Below are 25,481 nucleotides of genomic sequence, written 5' to 3' on the forward strand. Positions count from 1 at the left end.
TCGCTCAGCGTAGAACGCAGGTGGCGATGAATGGGAGGAATTCGCCCGAATCGGAGGCGAAGGAACTGCGGTTCTTTCGCGCCGCGGAATTCTGTTCGTCCGATGATCGAGCGCGGCGTTCTAGTATCGGACGATCAGGGTTGGTGCCGTCCGGCATCAGGAGGGCGGGCCGATGGTCACCGACGATGCCACCCGGGCCGGGTCGCAGACGCTGAGCCGCGGCATCCGGATTCTCGAGGTGCTCGCCGACGCCGACCGCGCACTCTCGATCGACGAGGTCGCCGCGGCGCTCGGCGTGCATCGATCCGTCGCCTACCGCCTCGTGCGCACCCTCGAGCACCACGGCCTCGTCACGCGCGACGCTGCTGGGCGCCTCGCCCTCGGCACCGGGCTCGCTGCCCTCGCGTCGGGCGTCGCGCGCGACCTGCAGAACATCGCGGTGCCCGAGCTCAACGCGGTCGCCGACGAGCTCGGCATGACCTGCCTGCTCGCCGTGCTCGCCGACGCCGAGGAGGCGGTCACGCTCGTGAGCGCCTCGCCGCGCCAGTCGGTCGCCGTCGTGTCGTACCGCCCGGGCCACCGGCATCCGATCACGCGCGGCGCGCCCGGCAAGGCGATCCTGCTGAGCCTGCCCGAGAGCGCCTGGCCGGCCGAGGTGCCCGACCGCCTCCGCGCGGAGATCGCCGAGAGTCGGCGCCGCGGGTACGCCCTCAGCCACGACGAGGTCCTGCCGTCGCTCGCATCGGTTGCCGTGCCGCTCGCGCTGCCCGGGCAGCCGCCGGCGTCGATCGCGGTCATCCACGTCTCGTTCGCTCGGCCCGAGGCCGAGATCGCCGAGCGGCTGCGGCTCGCCGCCGAGGCGGTCACGCGCGCGTACGGGGCCTGACCCGCTCGAGTCGGCAGACCCCGACGCGACGGCTCAGCGCGCGAGCATCGCCCCGCGGAAGAACTCGGCGAGCTCTCCGGTCGCCGACAGCGGCAGCACCTGCGCGACGTACTGATCGGGGCGCACGACCACGACCGCGCCGCCCCGCGCGAGACCGCGCTCCTCGAAGATGTCGCTCGCCGGGTCGGTCGCGTAGACCTTCTCGTAGTCGGTCAGGCCGAACGGGCCGTTCTTCGGCAGGAACACCGCGGGTACGTCGCCGAGGCCGACCTCGAGGTGCGGCTGCTGGTAGACGACCTTCACGTCGAAGAAGTCGTCGAAGTTGCCGCCCTCGGGCGTGTGAACGGTCAGCGGCGAGTCGGATGCCTCCGCGAGCCACTTCGCCCAGTCGGCGAGTGCCGAACCGTGCTGAGCGGGAGCCGCGGCATCCGCGAAGGCGTAGATGCGCCAGCGACCGTCGGCGCGGTGGTGATGGCCGAGTTGCACCGGGTTGCCGTCGCAGACGCGCTCGACCGGCGCCGACCTGAACCGCTTGCCGACCGTGTACCCGGTCGCGAGGGCCTGCTGCTCGGGCGAGCCGACGATCATCGACGGCGCGTACTGGGTCATGAACCCCGCCGGGAACTCGAAGGTCCGCACGTAGAAGTCCTCGAGCTCGGCCGGGTCGCCGAGGTCCTCGGGCTTCGTGGCCATCAGCTTCGACCACTCCCGATCGAAGTCGATGAGATCCTTCGCGACGACGTGGCGCTCGTCGTGGTAGCTCTCGAGCAGCTCCTCGGAGGCGCGGCCGTCGAGCACGTGCCCCAGCTTCCAGCCGATGTTCCAGCCGTCCTGCATCGAGACGTTCATGCCCTGGCCGGCCTTCGCACTGTGCGTGTGGCAGGCGTCGCCGGTGATGAACACGCGCGGCGTGCGAGTGCCGTGCTCTTCGAGGGGCACGTCGTCGAACCGGTCGGTGACACGGTGGCCGACCTCGTAGACGCTGTGCCAGGGCACGTTCTTCACATCGAGCGCGTACGGGAAGAGGATGTCGTTCGCCTTCGCGATGATCTCGTCGAGCGTCGTCTTGCGCACGGCACCGTGATCGTCGGCGGCGACCTCGCCGAGGTCGACGTACATGCGGAAGAGCTGCCCGCCCTCACGCGGGATCAGCAGGATGTTCCCGGCCTCCGACTGGATCGAGCACTTCGTGCGGATGTCGGGGAAGTCGGTGACGGCGAGCGTGTCCATGACGCCCCACGCGTGGAACGACTGCGCGCCGAGGTGCTTCGCGCCGATCGATTCGCGCACCTTGCTCCGTGCGCCGTCGGCGCCGACGACGTACTTCGCGCGCACCGTGCGGCGCTCACCGGTGAGCTCTCCGTCGAGCGCGGCGGCGTGCGAGGCATCGCCGGCGCCGACGCCGACGCCGGTGACCCGCTCGAGCGTGACGGTGACGGGGTACTCGGGCAGCGAGCCGTCGGCCCCGGGCCGGGCGACCTCGAGGCCGACGAACTCGTACCCGTAGTCGGGCGTGACGCGGCCGGGGGAGTTGCGCGCGTATTCGGCGAAGTAGTCGAGCACGCGGGCCTGGTTGACGATGAGGTGCGGGAACTCGCTGATGCCGGCCGGGTCGTCGGGCGTGACGGCGGCTCGGTGGATCTCGCGCGGATTCTCGGGCGACGGCTTCCAGAACGCCATCTCGGTGATGCGGTACGCCTCGGCGATGATGCGCTCGGCGAAGCCGAACGCCTGGAAGGTCTCGACACTGCGCGCCTGGATGCCGTCGGCCTGCCCGATCTCCAGACGGCCGCCGCGACGTTCGACGATGCGCGTCGAGACGCCGGGGAACTGGGCGAGCTGCGCCGCGGCCACCACGCCGGCCGGACCCGCGCCGACGATGAGCACGTCGACCTCGTCGGGAAGCTCTTGTGGGCGATCGATGCCGATGCCGGCCGCGGGCTGCACTCGCGGGTCACCGGACACGTAGCCGTAGTGGTGGAACTGCACAGCTTCTCCTCACTGCTCTGTGGGCACGTCTCGGTGGGGCCTTGGGCATCACCGTTCGTGTTCGATATTGGAACAGACCATTCTCATATCGCGCAGTCAGTGTAAGCCCGTGTTCCCGCGACCGCCAACTCCGTCGTGCGGACGCGACGACGGGGCCGCTCGTTCGTCGGCGTCGGCGCCCTTCCCGGACAGGGCGGCCGATCGCTCGACGGCGCGCCGGCGAAGCTAGGCTTCGAGCGTGACCCAGCCCAACGTGCGCCCCAAGATCGTCATCACCGGCGTCGACTCGGCGCCGGCGGATCTCGCGGCGCAGCTGCCCGTGTACGCCGAGCTGGTACGGATTCTGCCGGGCTCCGACCGGCCCGACTACAGCCTGGCCATCGCGAAGAAGCCGATCCACTTCCACACCACCGTGGCCGCCCTCCATCAGGCCGGCGTCGACCCGAGCGCGGCTGACCCGCAGATGATCAGGGTGCACGACGACGGATCGGCCGACCTCGTCGTGTTCGGGCTGGTGCTGTGCGCCCGTGTGGCGGGCGAGACGATCCACCTCGCCATGCAGGACTTCCCGATCAACATCGCGTACGTCATCGACAACACGCAGCTGGGCGATGCCGAAGTCGATTTCTCGAAGAGCTACTTCGCCGCGGTCGGGTTCGTCAGCATGGATGCATCCGACACACCCGATGTGAGCGCGTAGCGCTGCTGCTCAGGCCCGGCTCGCCCTGACGAGTACGTCGGCGGCGGCACCCTCCGTGGCGACCGCCTCACGTCGCCGGCGGGCCGCGGCGACGCGGTCGATCACAAGTCCGATCACGAGCGCGAAAGCCACCCCCAGCACGGCACTGAGCAACGGCTTGCCCTCGAGCCACTGTCCGGCCAGGATTCCGATGCACGCGCTGTAGATGGCCCAGGTCACGCCGGCGACGGCGCTGATCGGCAGGAATCGGCGCCAGGGGTAGCGCAGCGCACCGGCCGACATATTGACGACCACTCGGCCGACCGGGATGTAGCGCGCACCGAGGATGACCGGCGTGCCGCGGTGCACGAGCGCGCGTTCTGCTCGAGCGAAGGCCGCGGCGACCCGCGGGCCTCGCATCCAGCGGAACCGCGTCGTGCCCACGGCACTGCCGATCGCGTACGCGATGTTGTCGCCGATCGTGGCGCCGACCGCGGCGACGAGACACAGCAGCAGCACGGTGGCGGGGTCGCCGGCAGACGCAGCGACCGCCGCGGCGGCCACGAGCACCATCTCACTCGGAATGGGTGGGAAGAAGCCGTCGATGACCGCCGTCGAGAACATGACGAGGAGGAGCCACGGCGAGGCCGTGGCTTGCAGGATGAAGTCGTTGAGAACGTCCACCTCTCGACGCTACGAACACCCCTGCCGGCGGCGCATCACTCCGAGGTATCGGCCTCGTGCTACCAGGGAGTGACGTCACGGGCACCGCGAGTGAGGCTCGGGTACCGTGGGTCGGCGCCGGCCGATGCTCAGCCGAGCGGGATTGCGTTCAGCGGCGACCCCGTGTCCACGTACAGCGTCCCATTCGAGACGAGCGCGCTGCGGATGTTGGCAAGGGCTGGGGCGTACAGCCTCGGATGGCGGCCGTCGAGTGCACCGACACGGCAGGCGAACGCGACGTCGAAGAGCGGAGTACCGGACTCCAGCACGAAGTCCTCCACGGCTGCACAACCGGGCCGAGAGCTCGGTCGTCATCGGATCCTCCGTACACGCCTGCGGGTGCCGCCTCCTCCGTAGCGGCCCCGTCATGGCAGCCGCCCGGATGACCGGTCGGTCCGACGGTCAGCGCCTGCGGGCGTACCGGGCCGCACCGACGATGACGGCCAGCGCCGCACCGAGCGCGGACACCAAGGGCACTGCGACCACGGCGAGTGCGATCGTGTTGGGTCGGAACTTCAGCCCGTCGGGGCCGCCGATGTACGCCCCGATCGGCACGGAGTAGCCACCGCCGCCGCCGCCGCTTCCCTCACCCCGTCCGGCGGGGGTCTTCTCCGATGCCGGCATGTCGCCGGAGCCCTCGCCCCCACCGAAGCCGAACGCCACGAGTGCCACGGGCACGAGTTCGCGCCCGTCGACCGTGGTCTTCTCGCCGTATGCCACCTTCGCGCCCCATGCGGGCACGGATTCCGCCAGGTTCTCGATGATCTTCGCCATGGCTCGACGGTACGCTCGATGTTCCCGCGCGGCTAGATGCGAAGACGTTCGTCCACAACGGCTGGCCGCCCTCGGCCCGGCGAACTGGATCTCACCGGAAATGGCGAACTCCTCCGCCACACTGGCCTCTCGAGTCCCGATCGTCGCCGACGACGATCGGTCACCGGTCGGGTCGCTGGCATACTGCAAGCGTGACCAGCCGCGATTTCACCGGAATCGAACTGTCGAGAGCGTTCTTCACCGAGTTGGTCAGACCCGTTCTCGAATCGCGATTGCCGGAGGGATCGTTCGCTGCAGGACGCCTCGGGGGCGGCTCCGATGCGCTCGGCTTGGACGACGACACCTCTCGGGACCACGACTGGGGGCTTCGGCTGAGCGTCTTCGTTGCCGCGGAGGATCAGATCGACGCGACCGTCGACGCGCTCGACGAGGAGCTCCCCGCGACGTTCCGGGGTCTTCCGATCCGATTCGCATTCACCGGTGAACGAGCCGCTCGACATCACGTCGACGTCCTCACCGTTTCCCGGTTCGTGTCCGCGACGATCGGGTTCGATCCGAGCGCGCATCCCACGACCGGCGATTGGCTGTCAATCACGGGCCAGGCGGCGCTCGAAGTGACCTCCGGGCCGGTCTTCTTCGATGGCAATGGCGAGCTCGGCCGCGCTCGCGATGCGCTCTCCTGGTATCCCGATGACGTCTGGCGGTACGTGGTCGCGTGCGACTGGGCTCGACTGGCTCAGGAGATGCCGTTCATGGGTCGAGCCGCTGACGTGGGCGACGAAGTCGGTTCCGGGGTGATCAGCGCCCGTCTGGCACAGATCGTCATGCATCTGACGTTCCTGCTCGAGCGGCGCTGGCCACCCTATTCGAAGTGGTTCGGAACGCTGTGGAGCACGCTGCCGGGTGCGGAGGATCTGCGGCCCGCAGTGGATGCGATGGTCTCCGGCGTCGATCACGCGTCGAGGGAGCACGGTGCGGCAGCCGCGCTCGAGGTCCTGCTCTCGCGCCAGAAGCGACTCGGATTGAGCGATGCACTGCTCGCGACGGTCCCCTTCTGGGATCGCCCATACCTGCATCCGGCGCCGGAGATCGTGGAGCAGCTCATGGCCGGGATCCTGGACCCGGAGGTGCGCTCGCTGCCGCTGGGACTCGGTTCGATCGAGCAGCGCACCGACAACGTCGATCTGCTCGTCAGGCCGCAACTGCGACGCCTCATGACCGGAAGCGGAATGGCCTGCGGGCCGCCCGGAGACCGATGAGAATGGGGTGGCGGCCCAGTGGCGGCTCACTGACGGCTCACTGAGGGCTCACTGGCGGCGTCTTGACGTGGTGCTGATGGAGGGGTGGAGCGAGCATGAGACCCATGAACGCTCTCGGAGTCCGAGGAACGCGACGCCGTCTCCGAAGTACAGCCGTGAGCGGATCGAGCCGAGATCTCGCAGTGACGCCGTCGAACGGCCCGTGCGGACTCGGCGTCAGCCGCGGGCCGGTGGGACCGTCTTGCGCATCACGGTCTTGCTCTTGCCGATACGACGCTCGAACGTGAACCCCGCCTTCTCGAACATGGCCCGCGTGCCGTTGTGGAGGAATGAGGACGACGTTCTCTTTCCGGGGACGAGCTCATTGGGGAACGAGACCACCTCGCCACCGCCGGCCTGCGCGATCAGCTCGAGTGCGCCATCCAGCACCTCTCGTGCCGCTCCCGATCGTCGGTGGTCGCGGTCGACGAAGAAGCACGTGATGCGCCATGGTGCCGGCCTGGTCTCGCCTGCGTCGTATTGCTTGCGGTGGTAGATGTTCGGCAGTTCGACCGGACTGCCGTACTCGCACCACGCGATCACGTCGTCGCCGTCGAAGAGGAGCGCGGCGTGCGCGACGCCCTCCTCCACGAGTCGCTGCTTGAACGTCGGCCGGTCGTACTCATCCTTGACGGTGTGCTCCGTGTCGTCGTGGAAGTACGAGCAGTAGCACCCGCCCCAGACCCCGTTGTGCTTCTGCGCGAGCGCCAGCCACGCCGGGAAGGTCTCGGGACTGAGCGGCTTGATCACGTGCGATGTCGTCACGGCCATGGCAGCCTCCTCGCGTCAGTGCTGCCAGTCTGCCGACCGGCTCCGACTTTCGACAAGGTCGGCACGGCCGCGCTTCCGGCATGGCGACGGACGTCAACGGCGCACTCGGTAGCGCAGGTGAAGCACCCGGTTGCCCTGGATCACCATGTCGGGATCCTCCAGCAGGTGCTGCGAGTCGACGGAACCGAAGTAGCGCTTGCCGGACCCGAGCACGACGGGTGCGACGTCCATGCGCACCTCGTCGACCAAGCCTGCGGCGAGCACCTGGCCGCCGACGTCGCCGGCGGCGACCTCGACTGTGCGGTCACCCGCGAGCTCCTTCGCCATGGTCACGGCCGCCTCGATGCCGTCGACGAAGTGGAACGGCGCGTCGAGGTCCCAGCCCTCGGGCGCCGGCCGGTGCGTCACGACGACGACGTGGTCGATCCCGCTCGGCGGCTTCCCGTCCCAACCGTCCGTGATGTCGAACACGTGGCGGCCGGCGATCGTCACCCCGATCTGGTCCCAGTACGGTCGGATGTGGTCGTAGGACGCTTGCGACACGTTCAGTACGCCGCTGTCGTCCAACGGCACGTCACCGCTGACCAGCCATTCGAACAGTGGACCGGGATCGTCGTTCTCAGCCGCAATGAAGCCATCCACCGAGACCGACGCATTCATGACCACGTTCCCCATGGGTTCCTCCTCTGTTCGGAGTCCCAAGTCTCGTGTGTCGTGAGTCGTCGCTCTTGTAAGAAATCAATCGGCCGGCAGCGGCCAGCCCTCCAGCGCGTGGTCGGGATGTTCGCGGAGGAAGCGTTGCCGGACTTCGACATACCGGGTCGGCGTGAGCCCGGTGAACTCCCGGAACTCGTGGACGAAATGGGCCTGGTCGAAGTAGCCTGCGTCGGCGGCGACGTCGCCCCAGTCGAGAGGTGCGGCCACGTCGATCGCCAACACGGTGGCGGTGAACCGGTAGCTGCGCGCCAGCCGCTTCGGTGTGACGCCGATGATCTCCTTGAACCGCTTCGCCAAGTAGGTGCTGCTGGCGCGGGCTGCCGCGCCGAGGTCGCTGATCGGCACCGCTCCGCGGGTTTCCGCGATGGCGCTGCTCATGTGGCGGACGATGTCCAGGCCGTTGATCGCGCGCAGTCGTCGCATCAGTTCCTCCTCGAGCAACTTCAGCATTTCGTGCGGTGCGTCGGCCGAGGTCAGTCGGTGGCGCAACTCGGCGACAGCGGACCGGCCCCAGATCTGCTCCACCGTCGCCGGTCGGTCGCACAACTCGGCCGCGGGCACTGGAAGGAACGGTGCCAGCCCCCACGGCCTGAAGTGGACGCCCACTGACCGCGTCGGGGTCGGGTAGCCGAACTCCCACGCACGGGTGGGCGTGGTGACCGCGCAGCCATCGGCGTATTCCACGGCCTCCAGGTCGGTGCCCGCGCGGATGAGAAACGGCGCCCCGAGATTGACGATGAGCAACGGCGCAGGCGCCGCCGGCAGCATCAGCCGGGAGTACGGCGGGGCGCCCTCCAGGTAGTAGAGGTCGCCGATCAGCCCGTCCAACGGCGGGCTGGGCACCCTGGACACGTACTCCACGCCCACCAGTATCGCCGAAGCCTCCAACTGCGCTCACTCGACGTCCGACACGCTGTGCGGCGTGGAGCTTGCACTCGAGAAGCCGGCTACCCCTGCACCATGTCCGCGAAGCGCGAGAAGTGCCCGTGGAACGCCACGGTGATCGTGCGGGTCGGGCCGTTGCGGTGCTTGGCCACGATGAGGTCGGCCTCGCCGGCCCGGGGGCTGTCGCGCTCGTAGGCGCTCTCGCGGTGCAGCAAGATCACCATGTCGGCGTCCTGCTCGATCGAGCCGGACTCGCGCAGGTCGCTGATGGCGGGCATCTTGTCGGCGCGCTGCTCGGGACCACGGTTCAGCTGCGACAGTGCGATCACGGGCACCTGCAGTTCTTTCGCGAGCAGCTTGAGCGCACGCGAGAACTCGGAGACCTCTTGCTGGCGGCTCTCGACGCGCTTGCCGCTCGTCATGAGCTGGAGGTAGTCGATGACGACCATCTTCAGCCCGACCTTCTGCTTGAGACGGCGGCACTTCGCGCGGATCTCGACGAGCGTCATGTTGGGGGAGTCGTCGATGTAGAGCGGGGCGTCGTTGATGCGGCCGCGAGTCGCCGCGATCGTGGTCCAGTCGCGCGAGTCGACGGTGCCCTTTCGCATCATCTGCAGCGGCACGGATGCCTCGGCGCTGAGCAGACGCATCGCGATCTCGCTCTTGCCCATCTCGAGCGAGAAGAAGACCGACGGCTGCCCGTTCGTGATCGACGCGGCCCTGGCGAAGTCGAGCGCGAGGGTCGACTTTCCCATGGCCGGTCGCGCCGCGACGATGATCATCTGGCCGGGGTGGAATCCGTTGGTCAGGTCGTCGAGATCGGCGAAACCCGTGGGCACGCCGGTGAACTTGCCGTCGGTGTGCTTCGCCGCCTCGATCTCGTCGATGGCGACGGTCACGGCCTCGGAGAGCGGCACGTAGTCTTCGGTCTCGACCGAACCGGTCACGGCGTAGATCTCGGCCTGGGCGTTGTTGACGAGGTCGGTGACCTCGCCCTCGCCCTGGTAGCCCATCTGCACGATGCGGGTGCCGGCCTCGACGAGACGGCGCAGCATCGCCCGTTCGGCGACGATCGACGAGTAGAAGCCGGCGTTCGCCGCGGTCGGCACGATGCTCGTGAGCGTGTGGAGGTACTCGACGCCGCCGGCGCGCTGCAGGTCGCCCGTCTTCGTCAGCTCGTCGGTGACGGCGATGACGTCGGTGGGCTCGCCGTGCGAGTAGAGCGTCAGGATCGCGTTGAAGACGACCTCGTGCTTCGGCACGTAGAAGTCGACGCCGCGCACGGTCTCGATGACGTCGGCGACGGCGTCTTTCGAGAGCATCATGCCGCCGAGCGCGCTCTGCTCGGCGAGGAGGTCGTGGGGAGGAACGCGCTCGCCCCGTCGGGCGTCACCGTCGTCGACCGGTTCAGCGAGCCCGATGTGCGCGATCGACAACTTCATGACCTCCGGTTCGGCTCAGACGGGTGAGCGACCCGCGCCCATGACCCAGTGTCCCGGAGGCCGCCGACATGGCTGATGGACCGGGATTTCGCATGGGGTGGAATGGACGCTGCTTCACGATAGGGAAGCCGGTGTGCACAACACAACCCGGCCTGTGGATAACTCTGGGGACAAACTGGGCGAAACGCCGTGGAATGTGTGCACTACGCCTGTGGATAACTGTGGAAACTCGGTGAATTACACGAGTTGAATTCAAGCTTGACCTGCATTTTTATCTACTCACACCTGTGGGGGAAAACTTCTTTTGAAGTCCACTCCACCTGTGGGTCGACCTGTGTACAACCATCACAGGAAACACCGATGTCGACTTGCGCGCAGTACCGCGGCAGGTGTACGCGAAGACACGAAAACGGCGGCCGGGCCGAAGCCCGAACCGCCGTTTTCGTGCGTTGCTGCGAACTACTTCGCTGCGACCACCTGAAGGGTGATCGTCGCCGAGAGCTCGTCGTGCAGACGAACCGTGGCCTCGTGATCGCCGACCGCCTTGATGGGGGCCGTGATCTCGATCTTGCGCTTGTCGAGCTCGCCGAGACCGGCGGTCGAGACCGCAGCCGCGACATCCGAGGTCTTGACGGAGCCGAAGAGGCGCCCGCCCTGGCCGGCCTTGACAGCCAGCTTGACCTTGGTCGACTCGAGCTTGGCCTTGAGGGCCTGAGCGTCTTCGAGCGAGTGCAGGGCGCGAGCGGCGCGAGCCGCCTTGATCTGCTCGACCTGCTTCTCGCCACCGCGGGACCACGCCACAGCGAAGCCCTGGGGGACGAGGAAGTTGCGAGCGTAGCCGCTCTTGACCTCGACGACGTCGCCGGCCGTGCCGAGGCCGGTGACCTCGTGCGTGAGAATTACCTTAGCCATTGTCGTGCTCCTTAGCGGCCAGAGCCCGAGTAGGGCAGAAGGGCCATCTCGCGTGCGTTCTTGACGGCACGGGCGATCAGGCGCTGCTCCTGCACGGAGACACCGGTGATACGGCGGGCGCGGATCTTTCCACGCTCGGAGATGAACTTGCGGAGGGTCGCGACGTCCTTGTAGTCGATGACACCGACCTTGATGGACTTCGCCGGGGCGGCGTTCTTCGCGCCCTTCCCGCGGGTCGGCTTGCGGCGATCGCCGCTCGACTTTCCAGCCATTGTCTTTCCTGTCTATTGAAAACGATTCGAGCGAGCGGATGCCTGCGGCATCCGTTCACCGGCCTCAGTGCCTGTCGAGCAGGCCGGGCCTAGAAGGGGGTCTCGTCGCCGTAGCTCGTGCCGGGGGTGTTCCAGACGTCTCCGCCGCCGCCCTGAGGGGCTGCTGCGGGGGCGCTGGGTGCCCACGGCTCGTCGGCACCGGCGCCGCCCCCGAAGGAGCTGTTGCCGCCGCCGACACCACGGTTGGACTGTGCGCGTGTCACGGACGCGGTGGCGTAGCGCAGGCTCGGGCCGATCTCGTCGACCTCGAGCTCGATGGTGGTGCGCTTCTCGCCTTCCTTCGTCTCGTAGGAACGCTGCTTGAGACGCCCGGAAGCGATGACCCGGGATCCCTTGGTGAGTGAACCGGCCACGTGCTCGGCGAATTCACGCCAGACGCTCGCGCGCAGGAACAGCGCTTCACCGTCCTTCCACTCGTTCGCCTGACGGTCGAACGTACGAGGAGTGGAAGCGATGGTGAAGTTGGCAACCGCGAGGCCGTTCTGCGTGTAACGCAGCTCGGGATCTGCAGTGAGGTTGCCCACCACGGTGATGATGGTCTCGCCGGCCATGGGGACTAGTCGTCCTTCTTGGCCGTGGCGGGAGCCGCGGCGACGGCAGCAGCGGGAGCGGCGGCGACAGCGGCAGCAGGAGCCGCAGCCTTCGCGCCGGCCTTCGCCTGAGCGGCGGCCTTCTTCGCGGCCTTCGCCTCCTGGGCCTTCGCGTGAGCGGCGACCTGTGCGATCGCCTCTTCGGCGCGGAGGACCTTCGTGCGCATGACGGCCTCGCTGAGGTTCAGCTGGCGGTCGAGCTCATCGGTGGTCTTGGACTCGGCGGTGAAGTCGACGACGGCGTAGATGCCCTCGTTCTTCTTGTTGATCTCGTACGCCAGACGACGACGTCCCCAGATGTCGACCTTGTCGACGGTGCCGCCATCATTACGGATGACGTTGAGGAACTTGTCAAGGCTGGGAGCAACGGTGCGCTCATCGATCTCGGGATCGAGGATAACCATCAGCTCGTATTGGTGCATGACTAACCCACCTCCTTCGGACTCAAACGGCTACAGGATCTCTGCAGCAGGAGGGTTGTGCATACGTCACGCCGTGGAGGCCGCACATTCGCGGCACACGGGCAACCTAGACAGCATAGCGGATGCCCCGCACCCGCGCCATTCGGCACCGCGCGACCGCCCGGCACCTGCTCGAGCGTCGGGGCCTCAGGCCTGCGGGGCCTTCTCGCCGGCGGAGACCGGCCACCACGGGGCATCCGCACCGGATCGAACGACTGCAAGACCGCTCTTCGCGCCCGGCTTCACGAACATGCCCTCGAGGCGTGCGCCCGCCTGCGGCACGCCAGGCGCGGCGGCCGCCTTCGCCGTCAGCACCAGCTCGGTGCCGGTCGGGATCCCGTCGTTGGCCGAGGAGACCACCGTCGTGATGTCGATCGCGGTGTTCTTCGGCGTCGCGGCCTTCTTCTCGTTGACGACCCGCACGGTCGCACTGGTGACGTCGAGCGCGAACTCGGGCGCGCGCGACGACGGGTCGAATCGCGACAGTCGAACGGTGCCCACGACCGAGCTGACGAGCGCGATGACGCCGCCCGCGAGCGCGAGCCCGCCGGCGACACCCCAGAACCAGCCCCAGAAGTCGATGGCCTTCGGCGCCTCGAACGCCACCCGATCGGTGCTCGTGTTGAGGTGGACCGTCACGTCGCCGAGCTTCTCGTCGTCGGTCGCGAGCGTCTCGCGGTACTGCGTGCCGGCGAACTCGAACTCCACCACGAGCGCCCTGACCTCTTCGATGTGACGGTTCCGACGCGAGCCCTGCGTCTGCATCACCGTCGTCTCCTCGACGGCGACGGCCGAGACCTGCGCGGTGCGCTCGGTCGCCTGCGCGATGACCGGGCCGACGAAGACCAACGACCAGAACCCGACGCCGATCACGAGCACCACGGCCCAGAGCACGTTGAGGCGAGCCCGCGCCTTCGTGTACGTCGCGAGATGTGAACGGTCGATGGTCGTCGCGGTCATGCGTGTGTTCCCCCGGTGGTCGGTGCGGTGTCCGCGCCGATGCTACCGACTACCGGCTCCGGTCCGGCTCGCCTGTGCACAGGCCCCGCGTCAGGCGTCGCGCGACGCCCACCAGGCGAGCAGGCGCTCGGTCGCGGCATCCGGGCCGATGGGGCCCTCATCGAGGCGCACCTCGAGCAGGTATCGATAGGCCTCGCCCACGATCGGCCCCGGCGGGATGCTCAGCAGCCGCATGATGTCGGCGCCGTCGAGCTCTGGGCGCACCGCGGCGAGCTCCTCTTCCTCGGCGAGCACCGCGATGCGCTCCTCGAGGTCGTCGTATGCGAAGGCGAGCTGGTCGGCCTTGCGGCGGTTGCGGGTCGTCACGTCGGCGCGGGCGAGGATGTGGAGGCGCTCGAGCTGGTCGCCCGCGTCGCGCACGTAGCGGCGCACGGCCGAGTCGCTCCACGCTCCGTCGGTGTAGCCGAAGAAGCGCAGGTGCAGTTCGATGAGCCGCGAGACCGCGGCGATCGTGTCGTTGTCGAAGCGCAGCGCACGCAGGCGCTTGCGTGCGAGCTTCGCGCCGACCACGTCGTGGTGGTGGAAGCTGACGGCTCCGCCGCCCTCGAATCGTCTGGTCGCGGGCTTGCCGATGTCGTGCAGCAGAGCAGCGAGGCGCACGATGAGGTCGGGGGAGTCGAGCACCCCGCGCTCGATCTCGTATTCGATCGCCTGGTCGAGCACGGTGAGGCTGTGCTCGTAGACATCCTTGTGGCGGTGGTGCTCGTCGCGCTCGAGCGAGAGCGCCGGCAGTTCGGGCAGCACGCGTTCGGCGAGTCCCGATTCGACGAGCCAGCGGATGCCGCTGCGCGGCGTTCGCGACAACAGCAGCTTCGTGAGCTCGTCGCGCACCCGCTCGGCCGAGATGCGGTCGATCTCGGCGGCGACGTCGGTCATGGCCTGGGCGGTCGCGGGGTCGACCGTGAAGCCGAGCTGTGCCGAGAACCGGGCGGCACGGAGCATCCGCAGCGGGTCGTCTCCGAAGGACTGCTCGGGAGCGGCCGGCGTGCGCAGCACTCGCGCCACGAGGTCTTCGACACCACCCGACGGGTCGACGAGCTCGAGCTTCGGCAGGCGCAGCGCGAGGGCGTTGACGGTGAAGTCGCGGCGGGTGAGGTCGTCTTCGAGGCTCGTGCCGAACACGACCTCGGGCTTGCGGGATGCGCCGTCGTAGGCATCGGCGCGGTAGGTCGTGATCTCCACGGTCTCGCCGGCGATCTTCGCGCCGATCGTTCCGAACGCACGTCCGATGTCCCAGTGCGCCTCGGCGATCGGCTTGACGATCGCGAGGATCTCGTCGGGCGTGGCATCCGTGGTGAAGTCGAGGTCGTTGACGGGACGGCCGAGGAACGCGTCGCGCACCGGGCCGCCGACGAGCGCGAGTTCGTGGCCGGCCGCCTCGAACGCCGCCGCAAGGCGTGAAACGGTCGGCGAAGCCGCCAGCTCGCCCAGCCGGTCGAGGGCTGCCGCGACACTCTGCATGCCCCCATGTTAAGCGCCAGCCGACGGATGCCCCGGTCCGCGCACCATCCGAAGCGCCTGTGGATGCCGGGCGAATGCGCGGGCGCCACGCCGTAGAATCGCCAGCATGGTGCCCGAGTCGAACCCTGCGCGCCGCCGGTGCTCACGGGTCGAATCGACGGATGGCGCCCGGCGGTCGCCCTCGTCGCCGCAGTCCACCCGGTCCCGCCGGCGCGGCATCGCGGCGTTCGGCGCGACGGTCGCGGCGGCCGCAGTGCTGGTGACGGCACCCCTGACGGCATTCGCTGCGCCCGGCGCCCGGTCGGCCGAGACCGAAGCGCGCTCGAGCAGCGGCGTCATCCTCCGGGTCGCGCCGACGGTCACCACGAGCGTCGCTCCCGATGCGCCCGTCGCCCTCGAGGTCGAGATCGAGAACTCAACGTCGGAACCCGTCGAGGCCGGCACGCTCCGCCTCCTCCGATCGGCGAGTGCGATCGACGAGACGGCCGAGCTCGACGCGTGGCTCGCACAAGCACCCGACCCAGAGGCATCCGCGGCCGACGGCGCCGTCCCCGAGGCCACCGCGATCGACGGTGTCGACGTCGCCGAGATCGCATCGACGACGATCGCCCCCGGCGCCGTGGAGGTCGTGTCGATCACGCTGCCGCCCGAGGCCATCGACGGGATCGACACCTCCCCGGTGCTCGGATTCGGTGCGGAGCTCATCGTGGGCGACACGCTCGTCTCCTCGTCCGCCGATGCCTTCGCCAATGCGGCCGCACCGATCACGGGTGCGACGTCGGTCGCCCTCGCCGTTCCCCTGACCGTGCCGCCATCCGCGAGCGGCCTGCTCGGAGCGGACGATCTGGCCACCTGGACCTCGCCGTTCGGCCTCCTCTCGCGTCAGCTCGACGCCGTCGAGGGGCGCCCGGTCGCGATCGGCATCGACCCGCGCATCATCGCGTCGATCCGCGTGCTCGGCACCTCGGCGCCGAGCACTGCGACGGCGTGGCTCGAGCGCCTCGCCGGACTCCCGAACGAGATATTCCCTCTCGCGTATGCAGATGCGGATGTCGCGGCTCAGGCGCAGCTCGGCGTGTCGGCGCTGCTCGGTCCGACGTCGTTCGCCGATGTCCTCGACCCCGCCGACTTCACCGGTTCAGTGGAGGTCGCGGAGGGCGACGCCACCCCGAGCCCCACCCCCGTTCCGACGGAGCCGGCGACGGGCGAGCTGCCGACGGCCGAAGAGCTGCTCGCCTGGCCGTACACCCGTTCCGACATCGCCTGGCCGGCTGACGACACGATCGCAACGGGCGACCTCGCGTTCCTGGATGCGGCCGGGCTGACCACGTCGATCCTGGCCCCCGACAACGTCGCCACCGATGACCAGTGGGCCAACGCGGCATCGACCGTCGACGGATCCACCGCCGTCGCCGCCGATGCCCGACTGAACGCGCCGTTGCGCGCGGCGTCCGAGGCCCTCACCGACACGGAATGGCGAGCGGCGGCCGGCCTGCTCGGGGCGGAACTCGCACTGCTCGACGGCGATGCTCCCGACCAGCCCGCGACTCTGTTGGCGACGCTCGGGCGCGGCGCCGGAGCGCAGTCGGCACGCGTAAGCGCCACGCTCGACCAGCTCGCCGCGAACCCGCGCGTCACCGCCGCCTCCCTCACCGAGGCGATCGGCGCACCGCCGGTGGACCGTGCGCTCGTCGATGAACCCGAAGACCAGCAGCGGATCGACAACGTCGACCGCATCCTCCGCACCGATGCGAACGTTGCGGCCTTCGCGACCGTGCTCGACGACCCCCGTGATCTGACCGGACCGACGCAGCGCGACGCACTCGCTCTGCTCGACGTGGCCTGGCTCGACAATCGACCGGCGTGGGACGCCGCGGTCGGCGAATGGCTCGTCGCGCAGCGCCGAACACTCGACGCGGTCTCGGTCGTGCCCAGCAGCCCCATCAACGTGGTGTCGTCCGAGACGGGCGTACCCACCACGATCCTCAACGCGCTGCCGTACCCCGTCACCGTCGTCGTCGACGTCACGCCGTCGAACGGCCGCCTCGTGGTCGAAGATCAGATCACCGTCGAGATCGACCCCGAATCACGGAGCACCACGACGGTTCCGGTCGCGGCAGGCATCGGCAATGGCGACGTGACGCTCACCGTGTCGCTCACCTCGCCCGAGGGCGTTCCGATCGGCAGCCCGGTCTCGATCCCGGTCAACGTGCAGGCCGACTGGGAGGGCCTCGGGGCCGCCATCATCGGCGTCATCGTCGTCGTGTTCTTCGGAGTCGGCATCTGGCGCAACATCCGCCGCCATCGCAAGCGTCGCGCCGAGGCCGCGGAGAACGACCAAGCGGATGCCGCGGAGACCTCGAGTGCAACCGGTGGCGAGGAGTCCGAGGAGGGCGTCCATGCCACGAACACCGAGCAACCCGACGAGCAGGGAGACGATCGCCGCGATGGCTGAAGACCGCATCGGGCGCGCGAGCGCATTCCTCGCCTCGGGCACGATCGTCTCCCGCATCCTCGGTTTCGTGAAGACGATCGTGCTCACCGCGACGATCGGCATGGTCGGCTCGGGGGCCAACGCGTTCGCGATCGCGACGCAGCTCCCCAACACGATCTATGCGATCGTCGGCGGGGGAGTGCTCTCGGCGGTGCTCGTGCCGCAGATCGTGCGGGCGAGCCGCTCTGCCGACGGCGGCGAGAAGTACATCAACAAACTCGTCACGGTCGCGCTCGTGATCCTCGCGGCGGTCGCCGTGATCGCCACGCTCGCCGCTCCACTCCTGACGCTGTTGTACGGCCCGAGACTCGACGACGAGACCCGCCAGCTCGCGACGCTCTTCGCGTTCTGGTCCCTCCCCCAGATCTTCTTCTACGGGCTCTACTCGGTGCTCGGCGAGGTGTTGAACGCCAAGCGTTCGTTCGGACCGTTCACCTGGGTACCGGTGATCAACAACCTGGTCGGCATCGGCGGAATGCTCGTCTTCGCGTTCATCTTCGGAGCCGATCCCGGAGGCTCGAGGTCACCGTCGGAGTGGACCGCCGGCATGATCGCCCTCCTCGCGGGCGCCACGACAGTCGGTGTGGCGCTCCAGGCGCTGACCCTCTTCTGGTTCTGGAAGCGCATCGGACTGCGGTTCCGTCCCGACTTCGGTTGGCGCGGGGTGGGCCTCGGCGCCGCCGGGAAGATCGCGGGCTGGACGTTCGGAATGCTGCTGCTGACGACGTTCGCCGGCATCGTCGAGACCGGGGTCAGCGGCGGCGCGGCCGACACCGGCGACCCATCCGTCGCGGCGCTCAACAACGCCTGGCTGATCTTCATGCTGCCGCACTCGGTGATCACCGTCTCGATCGCGACGGCCTACTTCACCCGCATGAGCGAGCACGCTGCCATCGCCGACGTCGACCGGGTGCGAGCCGACCTGTCGAGCGCCCTGCGCGGCATCGGGTCGATCATCGTGATCGCGACGGCGGTCATCATGGTGGTCGCATATCCGTTCGGCGCGGTGTACGGACTCGGAGACCTCGAGAACATCGCCGCGTTCGGCAACATCGTCATCGCCTACCTCATCGGATTGATCGGCTTCTCTGCACTGTTCGTCGTGCAACGCACCTTCTACTCGCTGAACGACACCAAGACGCCCTTCTTCTTCACGCTCTTCCAGGTGGTGCTGTTCACCGCGGGCGCACTGTACGCCGGCACCCTGCCGACCTCGCAGATCGCCCTCGCGATCGCCCTCACCACCACGGTGGCCGGCACCGCCCAGCTGATCCTCGCCGCGCTGCTCTTGCGGCGCAAGCTCCGCGGCATCGATCTTCGGCACGTGCTCGGGTCCTATCTCCGATTCATCGCAGCGGCGATCATCCCGGTGGCTGCGGGCATCGGTCTGCTCGTGCTCCTCGGCGGCACCACCGATGGGGGTTTCGCTCTCGAGACCCGAGTCGGCGCGATCATCTCGATGATCGTGATCGGCGGCACGATGGCACTCCTCTACTTCGCAACCCTCTGGTTCGCGCGGGTCCCCGAATTCCGGGGCTTCGCCGAAGCCGTCATCATGAAGCTCCGGCGGCGCTAGCAGTCGCGCAGAGCGTGCACGAGGCGGCATCCGCCTCAACGCGGCATCCGTCACACGCTGTACCGGCGACGTCCGGCGGAATAGTCGCCGCTTAGACTGTGTTGAGCATCTCGTGGCATCCGATTCGTTGAATGCTACGAATCACCAGCAACGACGGGAGCGGGTTTGCGCGACATCATCATCATCGGTTCGGGACCGGCCGGTTTCACGGCTGCGATCTACGCCGCTCGCGCGCAGCTGAACCCCCTGCTCATCGCGAGCTCGGTCGAGATCGGCGGCGAGCTGATGAACACGACCGAGGTCGAGAACTTCCCCGGCTTCCCCGAGGGCATCATGGGCCCCGACCTCATGACGAAGCTCCAGGAACAGGCCGAGCGGTTCGGCACCGAGGTCGTCTACGACGACGTCGTCGAGCTCGAACTCGACGGGCCGGTCAAGCGGGTCAAGCTGGGCAACGGCGACGAGCACGAGGCGACCGCGGTCATCTACGCGACCGGTTCGGCCTATCGCAAGCTCGGACTCCCCGAAGAAGAAGTCCTCTCGGGACACGGCCTGTCGTGGTGCGCCACGTGCGACGGCTTCTTCTTCCGTGAGAAGAAGATCGCCGTCATCGGCGGAGGCGACTCCGCGATGGAGGAGGCGACCTTCCTCACCCGCTTCGCCAGCAAGGTCTACGTGATCCACCGTCGCGACTCGCTCAAGGCGTCGAAGATCATGCAGCAGCGTGCCTTCGACAACGAGAAGATCGAGTTCATCTGGAACTCCGAGATCGCGGCGATCCACGGCACCGAGGCGGTCACCGGAGTCACCCTCCGCGACACCGTGACCGGCGACGAGCGCGGGCTCGACCTCGACGGCCTCTTCGTCGCGATCGGCAACGACCCCCGCACGCACCTCGTGCACGGCAAGCTCGACCTCACCCCCGAGGGCACCATCGCACTCGAGGGACGCACTTCGAAGACGTCCCAGCCGGGCGTCTTCGCCGCCGGCGACGTCATCGACCCCCACTACCGCCAGGCGATCACCGCCGCCGGTTCCGGCGCGGCCGCCGCACTCGACGCCGAGCACTACCTCGCGGCACTCGGCAACGAGAACGCCGCAGAGGCCGTGCTCGAGGGTGAGTTCGCCGTCGTCAACTGACCAGGTGTCGCTCTCGCGAGCACATCACGGTCGCCGCAAGCGCTGACTCGCGGCATCCGATCACCGAAGGCTTCACCAAAAGGAGAACGCAATGACTGCACGTGCAGTGACCGAGGCCACCTTCGAGCAGGAGGTCCTCAACAACGAGAAGGCCGTCCTCGTGGACTTCTGGGCCGAGTGGTGCGGCCCGTGTCGCGCCGTCAGCCCGATCCTCGACCAGATCGCGACGGAGCACGCCGACAAGCTCGACATCGTCAAGCTCAACGTCGACGAGAACCCCGGCCTCGCGATGAAGTACCAGATCACCGCGATCCCCGCGTTCAAGGTCTTCGAGAAGGGCGAGGTCGTCAAGACCGTCATCGGCGCCAAGCCGAAGCCCGCACTCGAGGCCGACCTCGCCGCCTACATCTCGTAGTCGGCGGTCGAACTTCAGACCCGTCCGGCGAAAGCCGGGCGGGTCTTTCGCGTCTCCGGGCTTCTGGCCCCGAAAGCGAGCGGATGTCGCAGCCGCCCGTCCCCGAACGACCACCCGGAACCCAGCAACTACCATGGAAACCCTGAACAGAACGGAAGCAGCGCAGTGACATCTGACGGCGTCCCCCAGCGGACCGGCAACAATCTCGACCCCTGGTACGCGAACTACGCCGAGCGAGCCGCCGGGCTGGCCGCCTCCGAAGTCCGAGCCCTGTTCGCCGTCGCCTCACGACCCGAGGTCGTCTCGCTGGCCGGCGGCATGCCGTACGTGTCGGCGCTGCCGCACGACCTCATCACCTCCTCGATGGAGAAGGTCATGCGCGAACGCGGTGCCGTGGCGCTGCAATATGGCTCTGGTCAGGGAATTCCGGAACTCCGCGAGCAGATTCTCGAGGTGATGTCGATCGAGGGCATCCATGGCAGCGTCGACAACGTCGTGACCGCGACGGGTTCCCAGCAGGCGCTCGACCTCGTCGCGAAGCTCTTCATCGATCCCGGAGACGTCATCCTCGCCGAATCGCCGAGTTACGTCGGAGCGCTCGGGATCTTCCGCTCCTACCAGGCGAACGTCGCCCACGTCGCGACCGACGAGCACGGCCTGATCCCCGAGGCGCTACGACAGACGATCGCCGCGCTCCGAGGTCAGGGCCGTCGAATCAAGTTCCTGTACACGATTCCGAACTTCCACAATCCGGCCGGCGTCACGCTCTCCGCCGATCGGCGACCCGAGATCCTCGAGATCTGCCGTTCGAACGAGATCCTCGTGCTCGAAGACAACCCCTACGGGCTGTTGCACTTCGATGAACCCGCGCCGAACGCCCTCCGTTCACTCGACCCCGAAGGGGTCATCTACCTCGGCTCGTTCTCGAAGACGCTGGCGCCCGGGTTCCGGGTCGGGTGGGCGCTCGCCCCGCACGCCATCCGCGAGAAGCTCATCCTCGCTGCGGAGTCGGCGATCCTGTCGCCGAGTTCGTTCAGTCAGATGGTGGTGTCGGAGTACCTCGCCACCGCCGACTGGCGCGCGCAGATCGACACGTTCCGCGGCGTGTACCGCGAACGCAAGGACGCGATGATCGAGGCGCTGGGGGAGTACCTTCCGCAGCTCAACTGGACCAACCCGAACGGCGGGTTCTACGTCTGGGTGACGATGCCCGACGTGCTCGACTCCAAGCAGATGCTTCCTCGAGCGGTGAAGGAGCTCGTGGCGTATACGCCCGGTACGGCATTCTTCGCCGACGGTCGCGGTCGGCACGCCATGCGACTGTCGTTCTGTTATCCGACGCCCGGTGCGATCCGACTCGGCATCCGTCGCCTCGCGACCGTGATCAACGGCGAACTCGACCTGCTCGACACCTTCGCGGGCACCGGCCCGCTGCAACTGCCTCCGAGCGCGGGGTACGACTCCGCACCGCCGTCCGACCTGAAGTAGTGGAGAAACCCCTGATCATGAGCGATTCTTCTGGGCTTTACGTTGTCGTTCTCGCCGGCGGCATCTCACACGAGCGCGATGTCTCGCTGCGTTCGGGGCGTCGCGTCGCCGACGCATTGACCGCCGCGGGCCACCGTGTCGTGCTCCGCGATCCTGATGCGGGGCTGCTGCCCTTCCTCACGAACGAGCGACCCGACGTCGTATTCCCCGCACTGCATGGGTCGAGTGGTGAAGACGGGTCGCTGCTCGAACTCCTCGCGGCGATCGGCGTGCCGACGGTCGGATCGTCGGGTGCCGCATCTCGGCGGGCCTGGTCGAAGCCCGTCGCGAGCTCGTTGCTGGCCGCCGCCGGGGTCGACGTTCCCGAGTCGATCGTGCTCTCGCATGAGGCGTTCAGGGAGCTCGGCGCATCGAGCGTGCTGAAGGTTGTGCGCTCGGCACTCGAGGGGGAGCTCGTCGTGAAGCCGGGATCCGGCGGTTCGGCTCAGGGGGTCACGATCGTCGAGGACACGAACGATCTTCCTCGAGCGATGGTCGAGGCGTTCACTTACGCCGACATCGCGGTCGTCGAGCGCCGAATCCACGGCACCGAGATCGCGGTCACCGTCGTCGACACGGGGGAGGGCCCTCGCGCGCTTCCGGCCGTCGAGATCGAACCGACCGCGGGTGTCTACAGTTTCCAAGCCCGATACAACGCCGGTGAGACGACGTTCTACGCACCATCGAGACTCAGCGAGGAAACGGTGTCGGCGGTGTCGGACGCCGCGGTGCTCGCACATCGCACACTCGGCCTTCGCGACCTCTCCCGCGTGGACTTCATCGTCGACGACGACGGTCGCCCCTGGTTCCTCGAAGCGAATGTCATCCCCGGTCTCACCGAGACGTCGCTCGTCCCGCTCGCCATCGAGGCATCCGGCACGAGTGCCGCTGCGATCTACGGGGCACTCGTGGAAGCGGCACACGCACGTTCCAACTGAGGACGTCGATGTGAAGAGGGTCGGCCCGAATGGGCCGACCCTCTTCACGTTCGGAAAGGCGATGCGCGCACTCCTCGTGCCCCTCGAATCGATTGATTTCAGTTCGTCAGAACGGATTCTCCGGGCGATCAGTGATCACACGCCGTCGAGATTCTCGCCCAACTCGGTGAGAATCCGACGCAGATCCTGAACGGTTGCGAAATCGACTGTGATCTGGCCTTTTCGAGCACCAAGAGCGATCTTCACGCGAGTGTTGAGCCGATCGCCCAAGCGGCTGGCCAGATCCTCCAGGAAGTCCTGTCGTTTGCCGGCAGCGGGCTTCGGGCGAGACACCTTCGGCTCCTTCGTCGCCACCGCCTCGGCCGCACGAACCGACAGTTCTTCATTCACGATCTTGTCGGCGAATCGCTGCATCTCGGCGACGTCGTCACCGATCGACAGGATCGCGCGCGCGTGACCTGCACTCAGCACGCCAGCCGCGACCCGAAGCTGGACCGGCTCGGGGAGACGCAGAAGCCTGAGCGTGTTCGAGATCTGCGGACGCGAGCGGCCGATGCGCGAAGCGAGCTGCTCCTGGGTGATGCCGAAGTCGGCCAGCAGCTGCTGATAGGCCGACGCTTCCTCAAGCGGGTTCAGCTGCGAGCGATGAAGGTTCTCGAGCAGCGCGTCACGCAGCATGTCTTCGTTCGCGGTGTCCTTGACGACTGCTGGAATCGTGTCGAGGCCGGCGGCCTTGGTGGCGCGAAGACGACGCTCACCCATGACCAGTTCGTACTTGCCGGCGAGCTCGGGATGACGGCGAACGACGATCGGCTGCAGCACACCGAACTCACGCACGCTGTGCACGAGCTCTGCGAGGTCGTCGGGGTCGAAGACGCTGCGCGGCTGGTGCGCATTGGGCAGGATGTCGTTCGGATCAAGTCGGGCGAGATGGGCGCCGGGTACCGTGACGAGGCCCTCCGCCGATGCAGCCGGTTCGACGACAGCGACCGCGGTGGTCTGCTGAGCGTCTGATTCAGGGAAGAACACATCGACCGGGCGCGCCCGAGTGCTGTCTTCACCGCTCGGGATCAACGCGCCGATCCCACGTCCGAGGCCGGTTCGTTTGGTTGCCATCAGTTCGACTCCTCGGGTGTTGCCGCTCCGCGACGAGCGATTTCTGCCGCCGCCTCGCGATACGAAAGGGATCCGGTTGATCCGAAGTCGTAGCTGATCACGCTCTGGCCGTAGCTCGGAGCCTCCGAGACGCGAACCGATCGGGGGATGATCGTCTCGAGCGTCTGAACAGGGAAGTGGTCGCGAACCTCTTGCGCCACTTGCTGGGCGAGGTTGGTGCGCGAGTCGTACATCGTCAACAGGATGGTCGAGAGACGCAGCTCGGGGTTGAGGTGCTTCTCGATCAGTTCGATGTTGCTGAGCAACTGGGACAGGCCTTCGAGCGCGTAGTACTCGCACTGGATCGGGATCAGCACCTCACGCGCTGCGACGAATGCGTTGATCGTCAGGAGTCCGAGTGACGGCGGGCAGTCGATGAAGACGTAATCGTATGGGCGATCCATCGAAGCGAGGTGGGCATCGAGCGCTCGACGCAGTCGCTGCTCGCGCGCCACGAGGGAGACGAGTTCGATCTCAGCGCCGGCGAGGTGGATGGTCGCGGGGACGCAGTCGAGCAGTTCGTGTTCGGTCGAGGGCTGCACCACCTCCGCGAGCGAGACGTCGGAGACGAGTACCTCGTAGACGCTCTTGCGCTCTGATCGGTGGTCGACACCGAGTGCTGTCGAGGCGTTGCCCTGAGGATCCAGGTCGATGACGAGCACTCGGGCACCTGCGCGGGCGAGCCCAGCGGCGAGATTCACGGCGGTGGTGGTCTTGCCGACCCCGCCCTTCTGATTGGAGATCGTCAGCACGCGGGTCGATGGCGGAAGCGGCAGTACCGCTTCGTCGAGTGCGGTGCGCCGACGGGTCTCATCGGCGAGTTCGTAAGCCAGGGGAGTTCCTCCGTGATCTGACGATGTTTCACGTGAAACATCGGGGGCTTCGGTTGGTGCGGGGGGTGCTTCAGGGGCCGGGGGTTGAACGATCGAACGGGCGCCGTGCTGCGGAAGAGTCGACTCGACAGACAGTGAGGTCGATGGGACCGAGAGTGCCTGCTGAAGTGGCAGGGCGCTGCGTTCCGGCGGGACCTCGCCCGTGCTCTGGTCGTTCCCCAAGGGGGAAACCTGGGGGACTGCGGCCTCGGGAGCAGGAGTGCTTGGAACGGCTGTGGTCGGAGCGGGCGCTGTGGTCGGAGCGGGCGCTGTGGTCGGAGCGGGCGCTGTGGTCGGAGCGGGCGCTGTGGTCGGAGCGGGCGCCGTCGAGGTGGCGTCCATCGTCGGAACGGGCGTCGTCGAGGTGACGTTCATCGTCGGAACGGGCGTCGTCGAGGTGACGTTCATCGTCGGAGGAGGCGTG

General features: G+C 67.8%; 24 protein-coding genes and 1 pseudogene. 9 read left to right on the forward strand and 16 right to left on the reverse strand.

Annotated elements, in window-relative coordinates:
• The first annotated feature begins 172 nt into the window (after positions 1 to 172).
• Positions 173 to 886 (forward strand): IclR family transcriptional regulator, encoded by a 714-nt coding sequence (locus ACFCVM_RS10825; protein WP_375836177.1) that lies wholly within the window; start codon positions 173 to 175, stop codon positions 884 to 886.
• A 33-nt stretch (positions 887 to 919) separates the two neighbouring features.
• Here ACFCVM_RS10825 and ACFCVM_RS10830 read toward each other — a convergent pair whose 3' ends face one another.
• A complete protein-coding gene (locus tag ACFCVM_RS10830) occupies positions 920 to 2,875 on the reverse strand; it encodes an FAD-binding monooxygenase (RefSeq protein WP_375836178.1) in 1,956 nt (651 codons plus the stop codon).
• 238 nt (positions 2,876 to 3,113) lie between these two features.
• Here ACFCVM_RS10830 and ACFCVM_RS10835 point away from each other — a divergent pair, with 238 nt between their 5' ends.
• Complete coding sequence (locus ACFCVM_RS10835; protein ID WP_375836179.1) at positions 3,114 to 3,575, forward strand: hypothetical protein; 462 nt, start codon at positions 3,114 to 3,116, stop codon at positions 3,573 to 3,575.
• Between the two features lie 9 nt (positions 3,576 to 3,584).
• Here ACFCVM_RS10835 and ACFCVM_RS10840 read toward each other — a convergent pair whose 3' ends face one another.
• The 3 genes from ACFCVM_RS10840 to ACFCVM_RS10850 all read right to left on the reverse strand — a co-directional run bounded on the left by ACFCVM_RS10840 (position 3,585) and on the right by ACFCVM_RS10850 (position 5,051).
• Positions 3,585 to 4,238, reverse strand: coding sequence for a DedA family protein (locus ACFCVM_RS10840; RefSeq protein WP_375836180.1), 654 nt, complete (start codon positions 4,236 to 4,238; stop codon positions 3,585 to 3,587).
• A gap of 128 nt (positions 4,239 to 4,366) precedes the next feature.
• On the reverse strand, positions 4,367 to 4,558 hold the full coding sequence (locus ACFCVM_RS10845) for a hypothetical protein (protein WP_375836181.1): 192 nt from the start codon (positions 4,556 to 4,558) through the stop codon (positions 4,367 to 4,369).
• Positions 4,559 to 4,679: 121 nt separating this feature from the next.
• Positions 4,680 to 5,051 carry a hypothetical protein gene (locus ACFCVM_RS10850; RefSeq protein WP_375836182.1) on the reverse strand — a complete coding sequence of 124 codons (372 nt, stop codon included), beginning with the start codon at positions 5,049 to 5,051 and terminating at the stop codon, positions 4,680 to 4,682.
• 329 nt (positions 5,052 to 5,380) lie between these two features.
• On the opposite strand from ACFCVM_RS10850, the gene ACFCVM_RS10855 reads away from it, so the two are divergent.
• The gene (locus ACFCVM_RS10855; protein WP_375836183.1) at positions 5,381 to 6,310 is read left to right on the forward strand and encodes a DUF4037 domain-containing protein; all 930 of its coding nucleotides are present in this window, start codon (positions 5,381 to 5,383) and stop codon (positions 6,308 to 6,310) included.
• A gap of 216 nt (positions 6,311 to 6,526) precedes the next feature.
• Here the strand turns inward: ACFCVM_RS10855 and ACFCVM_RS10860 are convergent, their stop codons facing one another.
• The 10 genes and pseudogenes from ACFCVM_RS10860 to ACFCVM_RS10905 all read right to left on the reverse strand — a co-directional run bounded on the left by ACFCVM_RS10860 (position 6,527) and on the right by ACFCVM_RS10905 (position 14,940).
• The gene (locus ACFCVM_RS10860; RefSeq protein ID WP_375836184.1) at positions 6,527 to 7,120 is read right to left on the reverse strand and encodes a GNAT family N-acetyltransferase; all 594 of its coding nucleotides are present in this window, start codon (positions 7,118 to 7,120) and stop codon (positions 6,527 to 6,529) included.
• Between the two features lie 93 nt (positions 7,121 to 7,213).
• Positions 7,214 to 7,795 carry a dihydrofolate reductase family protein gene (locus ACFCVM_RS10865; protein WP_375836185.1) on the reverse strand — a complete coding sequence of 194 codons (582 nt, stop codon included), beginning with the start codon at positions 7,793 to 7,795 and terminating at the stop codon, positions 7,214 to 7,216.
• Between the two features lie 63 nt (positions 7,796 to 7,858).
• The gene (locus ACFCVM_RS10870; RefSeq protein ID WP_375836186.1) at positions 7,859 to 8,698 is read right to left on the reverse strand and encodes an AraC family transcriptional regulator; all 840 of its coding nucleotides are present in this window, start codon (positions 8,696 to 8,698) and stop codon (positions 7,859 to 7,861) included.
• A gap of 86 nt (positions 8,699 to 8,784) precedes the next feature.
• Positions 8,785 to 10,158, reverse strand: a complete 1,374-nt coding sequence (gene dnaB, locus ACFCVM_RS10875; protein WP_056007924.1) for a replicative DNA helicase — start codon at positions 10,156 to 10,158, stop codon at positions 8,785 to 8,787.
• 465 nt (positions 10,159 to 10,623) lie between these two features.
• A complete protein-coding gene (gene rplI / locus ACFCVM_RS10880; RefSeq protein WP_375836187.1) occupies positions 10,624 to 11,076 on the reverse strand; it encodes a 50S ribosomal protein L9 in 453 nt (150 codons plus the stop codon).
• An 11-nt stretch (positions 11,077 to 11,087) separates the two neighbouring features.
• The gene (rpsR, locus tag ACFCVM_RS10885) at positions 11,088 to 11,348 is read right to left on the reverse strand and encodes a 30S ribosomal protein S18 (protein WP_022892391.1); all 261 of its coding nucleotides are present in this window, start codon (positions 11,346 to 11,348) and stop codon (positions 11,088 to 11,090) included.
• An 89-nt stretch (positions 11,349 to 11,437) separates the two neighbouring features.
• The gene (locus ACFCVM_RS10890; RefSeq protein WP_179551603.1) at positions 11,438 to 11,959 is read right to left on the reverse strand and encodes a single-stranded DNA-binding protein; all 522 of its coding nucleotides are present in this window, start codon (positions 11,957 to 11,959) and stop codon (positions 11,438 to 11,440) included.
• 101 nt (positions 11,960 to 12,060) lie between these two features.
• Positions 12,061 to 12,420, reverse strand: a pseudogene (gene rpsF, locus ACFCVM_RS10895) (30S ribosomal protein S6); the annotation flags it as partial.
• Between the two features lie 186 nt (positions 12,421 to 12,606).
• Positions 12,607 to 13,419 (reverse strand): hypothetical protein, encoded by an 813-nt coding sequence (locus ACFCVM_RS10900; RefSeq protein ID WP_375836188.1) that lies wholly within the window; start codon positions 13,417 to 13,419, stop codon positions 12,607 to 12,609.
• Between the two features lie 90 nt (positions 13,420 to 13,509).
• Positions 13,510 to 14,940, reverse strand: coding sequence for a CCA tRNA nucleotidyltransferase (locus ACFCVM_RS10905; protein ID WP_375836189.1), 1,431 nt, complete (start codon positions 14,938 to 14,940; stop codon positions 13,510 to 13,512).
• A 106-nt stretch (positions 14,941 to 15,046) separates the two neighbouring features.
• On the opposite strand from ACFCVM_RS10905, the gene ACFCVM_RS10910 reads away from it, so the two are divergent.
• The 6 genes from ACFCVM_RS10910 (at position 15,047) to ACFCVM_RS10935 (ending at position 23,030) form a co-directional block, all read left to right on the forward strand.
• A complete protein-coding gene (locus ACFCVM_RS10910) occupies positions 15,047 to 17,395 on the forward strand; it encodes a DUF6049 family protein (RefSeq protein WP_375836190.1) in 2,349 nt (782 codons plus the stop codon).
• On the forward strand, positions 17,340 to 19,010 hold the full coding sequence (gene murJ, locus ACFCVM_RS10915; protein WP_375836191.1) for a murein biosynthesis integral membrane protein MurJ: 1,671 nt from the start codon (positions 17,340 to 17,342) through the stop codon (positions 19,008 to 19,010). Before ACFCVM_RS10910 ends, murJ begins: the two co-directional genes overlap by 56 nt.
• A gap of 165 nt (positions 19,011 to 19,175) precedes the next feature.
• Positions 19,176 to 20,150, forward strand: coding sequence for a thioredoxin-disulfide reductase (gene trxB / locus ACFCVM_RS10920; RefSeq protein WP_375836192.1), 975 nt, complete (start codon positions 19,176 to 19,178; stop codon positions 20,148 to 20,150).
• Positions 20,151 to 20,241: 91 nt separating this feature from the next.
• On the forward strand, positions 20,242 to 20,565 hold the full coding sequence (gene trxA, locus ACFCVM_RS10925; RefSeq protein ID WP_056007113.1) for a thioredoxin: 324 nt from the start codon (positions 20,242 to 20,244) through the stop codon (positions 20,563 to 20,565).
• Positions 20,566 to 20,730: 165 nt separating this feature from the next.
• Positions 20,731 to 22,053, forward strand: a complete 1,323-nt coding sequence (locus ACFCVM_RS10930; protein WP_375836193.1) for a PLP-dependent aminotransferase family protein — start codon at positions 20,731 to 20,733, stop codon at positions 22,051 to 22,053.
• A gap of 17 nt (positions 22,054 to 22,070) precedes the next feature.
• Positions 22,071 to 23,030 carry a D-alanine--D-alanine ligase gene (locus ACFCVM_RS10935; protein WP_375836194.1) on the forward strand — a complete coding sequence of 320 codons (960 nt, stop codon included), beginning with the start codon at positions 22,071 to 22,073 and terminating at the stop codon, positions 23,028 to 23,030.
• A 135-nt stretch (positions 23,031 to 23,165) separates the two neighbouring features.
• Here the strand turns inward: ACFCVM_RS10935 and ACFCVM_RS10940 are convergent, their stop codons facing one another.
• Together ACFCVM_RS10940 and ACFCVM_RS10945 are read right to left on the reverse strand one after the other, a co-directional pair.
• Positions 23,166 to 24,146 (reverse strand): ParB/RepB/Spo0J family partition protein, encoded by a 981-nt coding sequence (locus tag ACFCVM_RS10940; protein ID WP_375836195.1) that lies wholly within the window; start codon positions 24,144 to 24,146, stop codon positions 23,166 to 23,168.
• The gene (locus ACFCVM_RS10945) at positions 24,146 to 25,018 is read right to left on the reverse strand and encodes a ParA family protein (protein WP_375836708.1); all 873 of its coding nucleotides are present in this window, start codon (positions 25,016 to 25,018) and stop codon (positions 24,146 to 24,148) included. Before ACFCVM_RS10945 ends, ACFCVM_RS10940 begins: the two co-directional genes overlap by 1 nt.
• Positions 25,019 to 25,481 lie beyond the last annotated feature (463 nt).

It is taken from the genome of Agromyces sp. NPDC056389, assembly GCF_042262385.1.
Taxonomy (GTDB): domain Bacteria; phylum Actinomycetota; class Actinomycetes; order Actinomycetales; family Microbacteriaceae; genus Agromyces.

Coding starts and splice junctions, on each gene's coding strand:
- ACFCVM_RS10825 (WP_375836177.1), top strand. CDS start 173: ATGGTCACCGACGATGCCACCCGGGCCGGGTCGCAGACGCTGAGCCGC.
- ACFCVM_RS10850 (WP_375836182.1), bottom strand. CDS start 5,051: ATGGCGAAGATCATCGAGAACCTGGCGGAATCCGTGCCCGCATGGGGC.
- ACFCVM_RS10860 (WP_375836184.1), bottom strand. CDS start 7,120: ATGGCCGTGACGACATCGCACGTGATCAAGCCGCTCAGTCCCGAGACC.
- ACFCVM_RS10865 (WP_375836185.1), bottom strand. CDS start 7,795: ATGGGGAACGTGGTCATGAATGCGTCGGTCTCGGTGGATGGCTTCATT.
- rplI (WP_375836187.1), bottom strand. CDS start 11,076: ATGGCTAAGGTAATTCTCACGCACGAGGTCACCGGCCTCGGCACGGCC.
- rpsR (WP_022892391.1), bottom strand. CDS start 11,348: ATGGCTGGAAAGTCGAGCGGCGATCGCCGCAAGCCGACCCGCGGGAAG.
- ACFCVM_RS10890 (WP_179551603.1), bottom strand. CDS start 11,959: ATGGCCGGCGAGACCATCATCACCGTGGTGGGCAACCTCACTGCAGAT.
- ACFCVM_RS10900 (WP_375836188.1), bottom strand. CDS start 13,419: ATGACCGCGACGACCATCGACCGTTCACATCTCGCGACGTACACGAAG.
- ACFCVM_RS10905 (WP_375836189.1), bottom strand. CDS start 14,940: ATGCAGAGTGTCGCGGCAGCCCTCGACCGGCTGGGCGAGCTGGCGGCT.
- ACFCVM_RS10910 (WP_375836190.1), top strand. CDS start 15,047: ATGGTGCCCGAGTCGAACCCTGCGCGCCGCCGGTGCTCACGGGTCGAA.
- murJ (WP_375836191.1), top strand. CDS start 17,340: ATGCCACGAACACCGAGCAACCCGACGAGCAGGGAGACGATCGCCGCG.
- trxA (WP_056007113.1), top strand. CDS start 20,242: ATGACTGCACGTGCAGTGACCGAGGCCACCTTCGAGCAGGAGGTCCTC.
- ACFCVM_RS10935 (WP_375836194.1), top strand. CDS start 22,071: ATGAGCGATTCTTCTGGGCTTTACGTTGTCGTTCTCGCCGGCGGCATC.
- ACFCVM_RS10940 (WP_375836195.1), bottom strand. CDS start 24,146: ATGGCAACCAAACGAACCGGCCTCGGACGTGGGATCGGCGCGTTGATC.